We start from the raw sequence: 12,684 nt of genomic DNA on the forward strand, positions 1-12,684 counted from the left end.
CTGTTCCTCCTTATAGGTACGAATCCGTTGCCGTGACCAGTACCTTTGTCTTCATATCCGATTCGTTTCGTAATTGATGAATTTCCGAAGCCTTATAGTATAATGTCTCGCCTTGGGCTGCGATATAGGATTGTCGTCCCAGCTGAAGTGTCACACGTCCTTCTAACACGTAGACAAACGTCTCGGCTCCTGACGGTTCGTATGTCTTGAACGCGCCTCCTGGCGCCAATTGAAGTAATACCGGTTCCATATCTTTCTCGTTTGATTCTGGTATCAACCACGTCACGTGATACCCTTGCTCTATATCTTCATAACTCGTGACATCATTTTGTGCATAGACGACCTTTTGATTTAATGTATCATCATCGAAAAAATCTTTTGCGGAGATACCGAGTACTTCGAGCAGACTGAATAAGGTCTCAATTGACGGTGAACTGATTTCACGTTCAATCTGCGAGATGTATCCTTTACTCAAATCCGTTCTTTCACCGAGCTCTTCTTGTGTCAGCCCTTTTTGAAGACGCAGATTCTTGATTTTATTGCCGATCGTACGCAATCCACGCCCTCCTTTTGATTCGCTAGTTTAGTATAAGACGACTTTAAGTTTACTAATCACGTACCGATTATAGCGTATTCAGTCAATTAATCAACTAAAATGTTTTAATTTTTCCGAGGTTCATTTGACAGCGATAACGCTTACACCTACAATTAATATCAGGTACTAAAACAAGGAGGAGACAGCATGAAAATTGCATGGATTACAGACAGTACAACCATTTTACCGGACTCGATCGCCGGCCGTGACGACCTGACCGTCGTCCCGCTTCTCGTCATGAAGGATGGCGAGAGTTTTGTCGACGGCGTCGACGTCCAAGCAGAAACCGTTTATGAATGGATTGGTGCCAAGCATAAGGTGACGACAAGCCAACCATCGATCGGAACGTTCACCGAACACTATGAACGCTTAAAAGAACAGTACGATATCGGCTTTGCGGTTCATCTATCCAGTGAACTGAGCGGTACGTACAATGCTTCGGTCCAAGGAGCAGAGATTGCCGGTTTTCGGTTGATTGCCATCGATTCCCGTTGCGGGATCTATCCGGCAGGTCAACTGTTGGCGGAAGCGATCGAAATGGCAGCAACAGGTGCTGCCGTCGAAGACATCGAACAATACATTCTGAACCGTCGACTCGATCATCATATTGAATTTACTGTCGCCAATTTGGATCAACTGCAGGCCGGCGGGCGGATTTCTTCGACAAAGGCGTTTGTCGGTAATTTGCTTCAACTGCGTCCCCTGTTCCACTTTGAAGACGGAAAAATCGTACCGTATCAGACGGTCCGGACCTTTAAAAAGGCACATGGCAAGATTTTTGATCACCTCGTCGAGATGCTCGAGAGCGGCACCGTGACCGATGTCTCGTTGTTTCATGCGACTGCTTACGACTTGGCACTCGAGTGGAAGACGGCGCTTGAGCAACGGTTTGACGTTACGGTCCGAATCGATAATCTGACGCCTGTCCTCGGTTCCCATACCGGTAATCCGGCGATCGGCATGTCCTTCCTCAATCCGACGAGCCGACGATGATGTCTAGAAATTCCGGAATCCGGGTAAACCTCCTTTAGAGATTAAAGGAGGTTTTTGTTTTGAAAAACAAATGGATTTGGCTCAACTGGCTTGGTTTTGTCTTCACGATTGCCATCAATGCGTTAGACGGTGGAAAAACAGGTCGTATTTCGGATACGATTTCGACACTCTTCAAACCCGCAGGTTACGCGTTCTCAATTTGGGGATTGATTTATGCAATTTTACTCGTTTGGTTGATTTTACAGACGATTCCAAAGTTCAAGGAACATGAGATTGCGAAGAAGATTGGTCCGTGGTTCTTGATCAGCTGTCTGTTTAATGCTGCTTGGATCGTCACGTTCTCCTTCAAATTGTTCCCATTGTCTGTCGTCGTCATCGTTGGTCTGTTGCTTTCGTTGATCGTCATTTATTCGAAAATCGATCGCGAGACAAAAGCATTACGCTTTAAGCTTCCGTTTTCGCTCTACCTCGGTTGGGTGTCGGTCGCAACCATCGCCAACATCTTCCTGACACTCGATACAGAAAACATTAACTCCTTGCTTGGCATCGGGGATGCCGGTTGGACGATGATCATGCTGGGTGTCGGTGTCGTCGTCGCCTTATTGTTCATGTTTGCGAACCGCGATCCGATCTATCCGCTCGTTTTCGTCTGGGCCTATATCGCGATCAACTTCCAGTCAGATAACGGACTGGTGGATACGGTCGTCTTGGGCAGCGTCGTCGTTTTACTCGCCGGATATGTCTTCTTGCTCGTCCGGATGCGCCGCCAAGTACACGTGAGCAAGTAACGTTATTTTCCGTTCCGTTCGGCGTATACTAGTATCAAAGGAGTGAATGTCATGCGCATCACATTTACAGAAGCCGCTCTTGGTCGCATCGACCAATTACGTGGCGATACGACAGGTCAATTGCATCTTTACTACGATACAGAAGGTTGTGGTTGCGGGAACTCCGGTATCTTCAGCATCCGGCTTGTCCCTGCCGCAACAGACGAAGATATGACGATCGACTCAAACGTTGGTCCTGTTCTCGTCAAACGTTGGTCGAGCCACTTTCTCGATCAAGAGATGACCCTCGACTACAACGCCGAGAAGAAATCACTGATTTTAAAAAGTGACGGTCAATATTTCAATACGAATGTTCTTGTCACGGATCAAACGGGCTGTCAGCTGACGGCTAACCGATGAATCAAAAAAGGCAGCTTCCTTTACGGAAGCTGCCTTTGTAGTTAGATGGACAGACAGGAGCTGGGTTGATTACAGAGCGAGTCGTATCGTAAATGTACTGCGATTCTGTCTGCATCTTGCACGAGTCGAACAAATCCCTGCCCGGAATCTGTTCATAAAGCTGTTGCGTCCCCCATGATCACACGCATTGTACCCGCGTGCTTATCTAGTATACGTATAAAACAGTAAAACGGATTTCTTTTTTGACAGTTTCAGCCGACATTCAGAACCGTTCGTTCGATCGTCTGCTGGTCCAAATCCTTGACCTGAACCGGGCGGCTGTAATAATACCCTTGTCCATAATCACAACCCAGTCGTTTTAGGAATTCATGTTGTTCGAGCGTCTCGACGCCTTCCGCAACGACTTCAATCCCGAGACTCTTCGCTAGCTGAATGATCATCTCCGTGATCGCCGTCCCCCGCTCATCGTGTGGTACTTCATCAATGAAGGATTTATCAATCTTCAGAATATCGATCGGCAGGTGCTTCAAGTGCGTCAACGAAGATAAGCCTGTTCCGAAATCATCAAGCGCAATCGTTAAACTCAACTGCTTCAATTCACCTAGCATCAAGAGGGCCCGTTCCAAGTTCTCCATGACAGACGTCTCTGTGATTTCGAGTTGCAGTTGCAGCTCTCCGCCATTTTTCAGTGAGTGATGTACGATTTCCTTGATCATCAAGTTGTGTGATTCGGAACGGAAATGCATCGCCGACAGGTTGACTGAGACTTGCCGGATGAAGTGGTCTTCTTCCCGCCACACTTCCATCTGATTGACGGTTTCTTGGAGCACCCACTGCGTCAACCGATGAATCAGACTGTACTTTTCCGCAAGCGGAATGAATTCTGCCGGTGAGATGAATCCAAACTTCGGATGATTCCAACGAATCAGGACTTCCGCCTGTTCCACTTTCCCTGTCGCTAATGCGATTTTCGGTTGATAGACCAGATTAAATTCTTTAAAATCCGTCATCGCCCGACGTAACGAACCGACGATTTGCTGCTCCCGGCGGTCAGAATGGAGAGCTTCATCGTAAATGACGAAACGGTCGCGCCCTTCATTTTTTCCGGCGCGTAAAGCACTTTCCATCTGACCAATCCGCATCTCCAACGTATCTTCCGGATTCGGGACGATGATGCCCATCGTCGCTGTCAGATGAATCTCTTGTCCTTCCAGCGAAATCGGTTGCCGAATCGCTTCCAACACCTCAGTGAATGCTGGCTCGAGCTGATGCGGATCAATGTTTTGAATCAGGAAAAACTGGGTTCCGTTGTACCGGATACACGCTTCATCCTCTCGCAGTAAACCTTTAATCCGATCCGCAAATTGACGAATGACGGCATCTCCTTGATCAAAACCAAACGTATCATTGATCCATTTGTAGCCATCCAGATCAAGTAAGGCCATCGCCATATGTTGTTTGGTCCGGCTGTACTGGGCATCGACTTTGTGCATGTGATGATCGAGCCACCGACGATTATGAAGACCCGTCAAGTGGTCGGTATACGCCATCACCTGCAAGGCCCGACGCTCGAGATGTATATACAATCCAACAATCAGAATGATGATGATGAATACAGGAACGGCCACATTACTCAGGACATTCGATGTCACCGGACCTGCTGCGATCTCAACGTTTGAAGTACTCGGAATACAAAACGTCGTTCCGAGCATACCGACATAATGCATCGTTGAAATACCAAATCCCATCACAATCGCGACGGGAATCAAAATCCGTTTTTTCTTGACATGACGTGTCACGTAGAGCAATAGCAGTGCTACATAGGCGACCGTAATCGCGATCAGGACCGATAAGATAAACAACGTTGCGTCATAACGGACATCGCCGCCGAACTGCATCGCGACCATTCCCAGATAATGCATCATCGCAATTCCGACGCCCATGAAGGTCCCGGCAACCATCACCTTTTTCCAGGTGAGCTCTGAATAATATAATAAATGAAAGGCAATCCATGCGGCCGTCACGGCGGGTACGATCGACAAAAACATCAAGAACCAGTCATAGCTGACCGGGACTGCCAACTCAAATGCCCCCATCCCGACAAAGTGCATGCCCCAGATGGACAATCCCATTGTTAATGAAGATAAAAACAGTGCGCGTTTTTTCAAAAAGGTTGCCTTGGCTAACCGGCGATTTAATTCAAGAGAAGCATAGGATCCGACGATGGCAACGATGACCGATAGGATGACCAATGTCTCTTCATAGTGTTTTGTTAAGATGATCCATTCATTCATGGTAAGTGCCTCTCTTTTTGACTGACATTCCTATTAGTATCGTCTACTTGCCATCATTTCTTCAGTCTTCTTCCGAAATTTCATCAGAATCGATCTGCTTTTTCTAAAATGGACGGACAAACTCGAAAAAGGACAAAAAAAAGATGCCGGAATTCCGGCATCTCGTGTGAGCATTTTTTTATAAAGCGACAGAAGCGACGATTTCACCGGTCGGTTTCTCTAAATCCGGTTCCGGTTCGACGGTGATGGCGACGGCATCAATCGTTCCGTCTCCTTTCAGCGGGAAGACCGCAGCAGCTTCCCCATCTTGTTCAATGACTCCGTTCGCGCGTGGGGTGTCCCCTTGAATCGTCCAGAGCTGATACAACTCCCCTTCTTTTAAAGGCGGTAAATCTTTCAGTTGAACGAGCATATATTCCTGATCATCTTTCGTGAAGATCATGCTTGATCCCTTGATGGAGGCGGTACTCTCAAAGTTGCCCATTCCTTTGACTTCGTCCATCGCGAACTCTTCCTCCGGCGAAGCTTCGTCCTGTGAAAGGAAATACGCGTTGGCACCAAGTGACAGAATTAAGGCGGCCGCAATACTCATCAACCATCCGAGTGGGACGGAACGCTTTTTCTTTTTCTCGGCTTGAGCGGTTTCGAACTCGGAAACGTGTGGCGTTTCCTGACGAACGGGCTCGTTCGATGTCGACTCCAGTGGTTCTTCAGTCGGACGGGCAGATCCGAGGACCTCCCCGAGAATTCTTGATTTCATGCCTGTTGGTACCGGTCGTACCGGAAGCGATTCCGCGATGGGGAGCATCAAGTCTTGCATCTCTTGAAGCGCCTGCTTACAGTCATCACAAGTTGCCAAGTGTGCTTCGAACGCGTCGCGATCGCTAGCTGATAATGTGCCGTTGAAGTAGTCGATTAAGTCATGACAACGTTCTTCCATCAACGTTCCCTCCCGTCTATTATTTTCCGGAGTGATTGGATGGCACTCCTGATTCTCGTTTTTACCGTTCCGAGCGGTAAATTCAATTGATCTGAGATTTGTTGCTGGGTCAATCCTTTAAAATAAACCAGTTCAATCAATTCTTGCTGATCCGGTTTTAATTCGCTGACGGCATTCCGGACCTCCGAAGCGGTCTCCCGTTCCATGACAGTGCGTTCGACGGGTTCATCGAATCCACCATCCCGTTCCTCGACTTCGATTGTCGGTTGTCGTTTTTCACGTCTTAAACAGTCAAGAGCGGCATTGCGGGTAATCGTTAATATCCAAGAGGAGAACTTTCCTTTATCGGTATTAAAATCAACGCGTCCGTTCCATATCTTCATCCAGACTTCTTGAATGACTTCTTCTGATAAACGATCGTTATTCGTAAAGCGATGAGCGAATGAGAACAAAAGCCTTTCGTACTTTTCGTAAAGTGCTTCCAGAGCCAGTTCATCTCCACTGCGCATCTCATGATAAAGCGATTCATCGGATTGAGTATGCATCCTTCTCCTCCTTGTGATCAGTCAGCCTTATCATATAGTATACGCAAGCTGACGCGAAATCGTTTTAGTTTTTTATCTTTTTTCATTTTTTTGTCCACCACATCCATATTCCCTATTCTACTAAAAAATATAGCTCAAAAAGCGGTTGGATTGACAGCAATACCATGATGGGCATAGCATAAAGATATCGAATAGACGGATTGCATCTTAGAATGGAGGAAAATGAATGGATTACGATCGGAAAATGAAGAATCGGGTCAGCCGCATCGAAGGACAACTTCGTGGTATCTTGCGCATGATGGAAGAAGGGCAAGATTGCCGTGATGTCATCACCCAATTGTCCGCTGCGCGTTCCGCGATCGACCGGACGATCGGTGTCGTCGTCAGCTCGAATCTCATCGAGTGTGTCAAAGAAGCGGAACAGTCCGGTGAAGGACAAACTGAAGAATTGGTCAAGGAAGCGGTCAACTTACTTGTCAAAAGTCGTTGATCGTCCCTTTGGATCGTTTACTTGCCCTACTCCGTCTGAATGCGGAGCAGGGCATTTTTGATTCTCTTCATTTAGATGTTTTGCAATCAAGATAAAAAGGAACATTAAAAGGCATGCCTAAAGTGAATTGAATATGAGGAGGAATCGACCATGACCACGTATCAGCTCGATCAAGACCACAGCTCCATTTCATTCTCAGTCAAACATATGATGATTTCAAAAGTAAAAGGGGAATTCCGTGATTTTACGTTTGATGTCAGCGGGGAAGCGCATGATTTAGAACATGCCTCCGCTGTCGTGACGATTCCAGTCTCAACCATCGACACTCGCAGCAATGACCGCGATACGCATTTGAAATCTGCTGACTTTTTTGATGTCGAGCAATATCCGAACATTACTTACCGCGTGACTTCGTTTAAAAAACACTCCGGTGACGAATATGAAGTCACGGGTGATCTGACGATTAAAGACGTCACGCGGACGGAAACGTTTAAGGTCGAGTATGAAGGCAGCGGCGTCGATCCTTGGGGCAATACACGATCCGGTTTTGAAGTGGACGGTAAAATCAAACGCGAAGATTATAACCTGACATGGAATGTCGCACTCGAAGCCGGTGGCGTCTTGGTCGGCAGTGATGTGAAGTTCCAATTGCACCTCGAATTCATTCACGCTTAATCATTAATCAATTCACGTAACAGTATCTGTAGGGGGAAATGATATGACAGTGTCACTTTTTATTGATGTTTCTTGTAAGACCGGTGAATCACCGGTGTACGATGCCAAAACAAAACGATTTTATTTCGTCGATATTCCGGGTCAGCTTCTTTTTTCATATGATTTAACGACAGAAGCATTAAAACCGTATCAGTTGCCAAGCGCGATCACTTCGATCGCCTTGACGGACGCACCGGACTTCTTGCGCGTCACGTCGGCACACGGCTTCGGGACGTTCGACTTAAAAGAAGGACGCCTCTCACTGGAAACCCAGTTGACACTGCCTGAATCGGATCGGATGAACGACGGGAAACTGGATCCGTCCGGTCAATATGTAGCGGGTAGCATCAATGAAGAAGACGGTGAAACAGCGTCGCTGTATCGCTTGCGTCATGACGGTTCAGTCGATGTCTTGCTTGAAAACTTAACGAACTCAAACGGACTCGTTTGGTCGGAAGACGGTAAGACGCTTTACCACATCGATACGCCGACGAAAAAGGTCTATGCCTTTGATTATGCGGCGGATCAACCGTTGACGAACCGTCGTGTCGCCATCGATTTAGAAGACGAGGATGGTTTCCCGGACGGCATGACAAAAGATCGGGACGGTCACGTCTTCATCGCCCATTATGCCGGGTCGTGCTTAACGCGTTGGAATCTTGAAACAGGTGAAAAACTTGCCCATGTCGAGTTCCCTGTCTCGAATCCGACTTGTCCGATTTTGTACGAAGACCGTTTACTCGTTACGACGGCCGCGGACGGCGACGACGCCGAACATGCCGGTGCCGTTTTCGAAGTCACGTATTGATGTTTAAGACTCCCTTTTAAGGGAGTTTTTTTGTGGACGCCTGTACTAAAACAGGCGATACTGAAAGAGAAGCGAATATTTTGACGAGGGAGTGTACCTGGATGCGTATTTCATCGATTGAACGGCTTCATCAACTGCAAACGACCCCGTCCTTTTTTCCGGTCAACTGTTACCTATTTGAAGAAGCAGACAGCCTTACCTTGATTGACACAGGAATCTCACTGAATGCCAAAGCCATCTATTCCGTCATCAAGTCTTTTGATAAACCGTTACAATCCATCATCTTGACCCACGCGCATGCCGATCATGTCGGTTCCCTTGATTTTTTAGCGAGTGCCTTCCCGCTTGCTGAAGTGTCCATCAGTTATCGGGACGCCGCCCTGCTCAGTGGTGACGAATCGCTACGCGAAGGCGAAACGACACCTCTTAAAGGCGGCATTCCGAAAAACATCAAGACCCGTCCTGATCGACTACTCGAAAGCGGACAACAAATCGGCAGTTTAAGTGTCATAGCGTCACCCGGTCATACACCAGGCTCGATTTCCCTCTGGCACGAAGGCAGCCGGACCTTGATTGCCGGAGACGCGTTTCAAACACAAGGTGGACTAGCTGTATCCGGCGACACACGATGGCAGTTCCCCTTCCCGTCCCTCGCTACGTGGGATAAGGACGTGGCACTCCAGTCCGCGCATCAGTTGACGGAGTTGACACCGGACGTGCTAGCGGTCGGTCACGGTCCGCTTGTCGTCGCACCAAGCTTTGATATGCGTCAAGCGGTCGATCGATTCGAACACCTGTTATCCGCTAAAAAGCGAAACGGTTATACCTAAACGAATATACTAAAAAACACCGCCGTTTCTCCCGATCGCATCGCGACAAAGAGGAACGGCGGTGTTTTATTCGTCCAATCATTTTGTTTAATAGTGGTACAAACGGGCTTCATACGGTGCCAACCGTTTTGGATCATGGGTTTCATGATTGGACAACAGCAGTTGCTTCTCAGGCAAAGCGAGCGTCGTCGCGACGGCTTCGTCATGAAGATTCAAGACGATTCGCCATGTGACACCGTCCAGTTCCCGCTCGTAGACGTACAAGTACGGATCTTGAATCGCCAAATCGCGGTAGACGCCGTATACCATGACCGGATGTTTTTTCCGGAAGGCAATCAGTGTCCGGTAAAAGGCGAGGACGGAATGGGGATCTTGTTCCGCCGCCTCGACGTTAATCTCTAAATAATTCGGATTGACCGTCATCCAGGAGTGACCAGATTCCGTGAAGCCCGCCAGTTGGTTTGCGTTCCATTGCATCGGTGTCCGGGAATTGTCCCGCGCCCGCATCTGCATCGATGACAGGACAGTCCCCGGTGATTCACCGGCTGCAACCCGTTCCGCGTATTGGTTCCGGAATGCGACGTCTTGATAGGCCTCCGGGTCAGAAAACCGGATCCCGGTCATGCCGATTTCTTCGCCTTGATAGATATACGGTATGCCGGGTAACGTGTGTAACATCAAACCAAGTAATTTCGCACTTTCGACCCGGTACCGTTCGCTTCCGAACCGTGTCACCTGACGTGTATGATCATGGTTGTTCAGAAACTGGGACGCGACCCCACGCGGATACAATGCGTCATACCACTGTTTTTGAATCTGCTTGAACCGCGGTAAATCCATCGTCTCCATGTCATCCGCTACTTCAAAGTGAAACAGCGTCCGTAATTCATTCCGGTCTTCCCCGACGTACAGCAAACCGTCTTCCGGACCGACGAACGGAATTTCTCCGACCGTAAATAAATCGGTCCCCGCAAGTACTTCGTCATGCATTTCTTGTAAAAAGGAATGGATGCCCGGTTGATTCCCGAGATAGGACAGATCAAAAGGATCGGCAACATCCGAAAACGAGGCACGTTTTTTAATCAGATTGATGACATCCATCCGGAATCCGTCGATGCCTTTGTCCGCCCACCATCGCATCATCGTATAGACGGCTTGTCGGACGGCTGGATGTTCCCAGTTCAAGTCCGGTTGCTCCGATGCAAACGAGTGGAAATAATACTGCTCGCGTGTCTCATCCCACGTCCACGGGCTCGGTGCGAAATAGGAGCGCCAGTTATTCGGAGGTGTTCTTTTTTCCCCATCCTGCCAAATGTACCAGTCCGCCTTCTCGCCCGTCTTGCCACGTCGCGACTCCTCGAACCAAGCGTGTTGATCACTCGTATGGTTGACAACGAGATCAAGAATCAATTTTAAGCCCCGCTCATGGGCTGCCGCAATCAATTCCTCCAAATCGGACAGCGTTCCCGCCTTTTCCATGATCGTGTAATAGTCGGAAATATCATATCCGTTATCGACATCGGGTGATGTATAACAGGGGTTTAACCAGATGACATCCACACCAAGCGACGCGATGTAATCCAACTTTTCGATCACACCCCGTAAATCCCCCATCCCGTCTCCGTTCGAGTCCTTAAAACTGCGCCAATACACTTGATAGACAACGGCTTCTTTCCACCAGGTTCGATTCATCCGATCATCTCCTTAGTTAACTAATCGTCTTCTTGTTCAGTGTATCAAAAACATGAAAGAGAGCGGCCGTTTTTCCCAATTATCAACAATTATGAAAAAACCCTTTTCTTTTGACTGAAAATTCGCTATCCTTGACGACAATACCTAACAAGGAGGAACACAGATGAAACATTTCGCCCCATCGATTGCGATTGATCGGCTGCCCGCTCCGGTCTTTGCTGAACTCGCTCAGCGGATTGGTGCCGTCAAAGCAGCCGGCCACGATGTCATCACGCTTGGTCAAGGAACGCCGGACCAAACCACGCCTGTACATATTTTGGACGCCTTAAAAGAGGCCATCAATGACGCCTCCAATCTGCAATATCCTCCGTTTCGCGGACATGATTTTCTCAAACAGGCCGTAGCCGATTTTTATCAGTCCGAATTCGGTGTGACGATTGATCCTGCTTCTGAGGTCGCCATTTTGCTCGGCAGTAAAGCCGGTATCGTCGCCTTGCCGCAAACAATCGTCAATCCGGGTGAAGGTGTCATTGTTCCCGATCCCGGTTACCCTGACTACCTGTCCGGCGCGGCATTAGCAGGTGCTTACCCGATCACATTACCGCTCCTTGCGGAAAATGCTTTTTTACCTGACTACACGTTACTCGATACGACGGATGTCGAACGGGCGCGGATGCTGTTCCTCAACTACCCGAGCAATCCGACCGGCGCGACGGCGACGGCGGAAGCCTTTGAACAGACGGTCGCTTTCGCTGACGCGAACGATATTTGTGTCGTCCATGACTTGGCATACGGCGGTATCAGTTTTGATGGTCCGACCCGAAGTTTCCTCCAGACCGCAGGAGCGAAAGACGTCGGAATCGAACTCTTTTCGTTATCCAAACGCTTCAACATGTCCGGCTTCCGCATCGCCTTTGCAATCGGGAACCCATCCGTCATCTCAAGTATTGAAACGTACCAGGAACACTTATACGTCAGTGCCTTCACACCCATCCAGCACGCAGCGACCGTCGCCCTCTCAAGCGACCAGACGTGTGTCCGTGAGCTGAGTGCGCTGTATGAAGCCCGTCGCGATGCCTTGTTCGGCAAATTACAAGACATCGGATGGGACGGACCGATCCCTGGTGGTTCGTTCTTCGTCTGGTTGCCGGTCCCGTCCGGCTTTACATCACAAAGCTTTACCGACCACTTGCTGGACGAGGCGCATGTCGCCGTCACACCGGGACATTTCTTCGGTGAATATGGCGAAGGCTACGTCCGGATCAGCTTGATTGCCGACGCCGAACGATTGGTCGAAGCCGCTGAACGAATTGGTCAGCTCAATCTGTTTCAGCAAGCCGTTGCGGAATAATTCTGAAAAAACGTTTGACAGATGGGAATGATTTCCGTTAAAGTAAATCCCAACAGCATATCTACTTATCGCGAGCGACCGAGGGATTAGGCCCAACGACGTCCGGCAACCACCTTTAAGGAACGGTGCCACATCCTACAGAATGTTTCATTCTGAGAGATAAGTTACGAAATCTTACACTTCGTCGCTTTTTTCTGGTTGCTCTTAACTGGAAAAAGGCGATTTTTTTGTATAGGGAGGAAACA

13 protein-coding genes and 1 riboswitch are annotated in these 12,684 nt (G+C 48.5%); of the genes, 8 read left to right on the forward strand and 5 right to left on the reverse strand.

Translation table 11 applies throughout. The annotated features are described in order from the left end of the window. Window positions 1–10: 10 nt before the first annotated feature. On the reverse strand, window positions 11–556 hold the full coding sequence (locus KNP87_RS12955) for a helix-turn-helix domain-containing protein (protein ID WP_214721926.1): 546 nt from the start codon (window positions 554–556) through the stop codon (window positions 11–13). Window positions 557–742: 186 nt separating this feature from the next. On the opposite strand from KNP87_RS12955, the gene KNP87_RS12960 reads away from it, so the two are divergent. Genes KNP87_RS12960 through KNP87_RS12970 form a run of 3 tightly spaced genes read left to right on the forward strand, consistent with a single transcriptional unit; the run spans window position 743 to window position 2,775 of the window. Continuing rightward, the gene (locus KNP87_RS12960) at window positions 743–1,588 is read left to right on the forward strand and encodes a DegV family protein (RefSeq protein WP_214721927.1); all 846 of its coding nucleotides are present in this window, start codon (window positions 743–745) and stop codon (window positions 1,586–1,588) included. A gap of 59 nt (window positions 1,589–1,647) precedes the next feature. Beyond that, the gene (locus KNP87_RS12965; protein ID WP_026832054.1) at window positions 1,648–2,376 is read left to right on the forward strand and encodes a TspO/MBR family protein; all 729 of its coding nucleotides are present in this window, start codon (window positions 1,648–1,650) and stop codon (window positions 2,374–2,376) included. Window positions 2,377–2,427: 51 nt separating this feature from the next. Beyond that, a complete protein-coding gene (locus tag KNP87_RS12970; RefSeq protein ID WP_214721928.1) occupies window positions 2,428–2,775 on the forward strand; it encodes an iron-sulfur cluster biosynthesis family protein in 348 nt (115 codons plus the stop codon). A gap of 251 nt (window positions 2,776–3,026) precedes the next feature. On the opposite strand, the gene KNP87_RS12975 is transcribed toward KNP87_RS12970, so the two are convergent. The 3 genes from KNP87_RS12975 to KNP87_RS12985 form a co-directional block, all read right to left on the reverse strand. Continuing rightward, the gene (locus KNP87_RS12975; protein ID WP_214721929.1) at window positions 3,027–5,069 is read right to left on the reverse strand and encodes a putative bifunctional diguanylate cyclase/phosphodiesterase; all 2,043 of its coding nucleotides are present in this window, start codon (window positions 5,067–5,069) and stop codon (window positions 3,027–3,029) included. A gap of 178 nt (window positions 5,070–5,247) precedes the next feature. After that, window positions 5,248–6,009, reverse strand: a complete 762-nt coding sequence (locus KNP87_RS12980; RefSeq protein WP_214721930.1) for an anti-sigma factor — start codon at window positions 6,007–6,009, stop codon at window positions 5,248–5,250. Next, entirely contained in the window at window positions 6,009–6,554 is a 546-nt protein-coding gene (locus KNP87_RS12985; RefSeq protein WP_214721931.1) for an RNA polymerase sigma factor, read from the reverse strand. The genes KNP87_RS12980 and KNP87_RS12985 overlap by 1 nt, the downstream gene beginning before the upstream one ends. Before the next feature lie 226 nt (window positions 6,555–6,780). Here KNP87_RS12985 and KNP87_RS12990 point away from each other — a divergent pair, with 226 nt between their 5' ends. From KNP87_RS12990 to KNP87_RS13005, 4 genes are all read left to right on the forward strand, one after another. Next, the gene (locus tag KNP87_RS12990) at window positions 6,781–7,044 is read left to right on the forward strand and encodes a metal-sensitive transcriptional regulator (protein WP_012371399.1); all 264 of its coding nucleotides are present in this window, start codon (window positions 6,781–6,783) and stop codon (window positions 7,042–7,044) included. A gap of 150 nt (window positions 7,045–7,194) precedes the next feature. Beyond that, a complete protein-coding gene (locus KNP87_RS12995) occupies window positions 7,195–7,719 on the forward strand; it encodes a YceI family protein (protein WP_214721932.1) in 525 nt (174 codons plus the stop codon). Between the two features lie 43 nt (window positions 7,720–7,762). Beyond that, entirely contained in the window at window positions 7,763–8,566 is an 804-nt protein-coding gene (locus KNP87_RS13000; RefSeq protein WP_026832048.1) for an SMP-30/gluconolactonase/LRE family protein, read from the forward strand. Between the two features lie 101 nt (window positions 8,567–8,667). Beyond that, entirely contained in the window at window positions 8,668–9,396 is a 729-nt protein-coding gene (locus KNP87_RS13005; RefSeq protein ID WP_214721933.1) for an MBL fold metallo-hydrolase, read from the forward strand. An 87-nt stretch (window positions 9,397–9,483) separates the two neighbouring features. Here the strand turns inward: KNP87_RS13005 and KNP87_RS13010 are convergent, their stop codons facing one another. Continuing rightward, complete coding sequence (locus tag KNP87_RS13010; RefSeq protein WP_214721934.1) at window positions 9,484–11,088, reverse strand: alpha-glucosidase; 1,605 nt, start codon at window positions 11,086–11,088, stop codon at window positions 9,484–9,486. 163 nt (window positions 11,089–11,251) lie between these two features. On the opposite strand from KNP87_RS13010, the gene KNP87_RS13015 reads away from it, so the two are divergent. Beyond that, window positions 11,252–12,439, forward strand: coding sequence for an aminotransferase class I/II-fold pyridoxal phosphate-dependent enzyme (locus KNP87_RS13015; protein WP_214721935.1), 1,188 nt, complete (start codon window positions 11,252–11,254; stop codon window positions 12,437–12,439). 62 nt (window positions 12,440–12,501) lie between these two features. Next, window positions 12,502–12,605: riboswitch (SAM riboswitch) on the forward strand. Window positions 12,606–12,684 lie beyond the last annotated feature (79 nt).

This window comes from Exiguobacterium sp. s192, from assembly GCF_018618795.1.
In the GTDB taxonomy this organism is placed as follows: Bacteria; Bacillota; Bacilli; order Exiguobacteriales; family Exiguobacteriaceae; genus Exiguobacterium_A; species Exiguobacterium_A undae.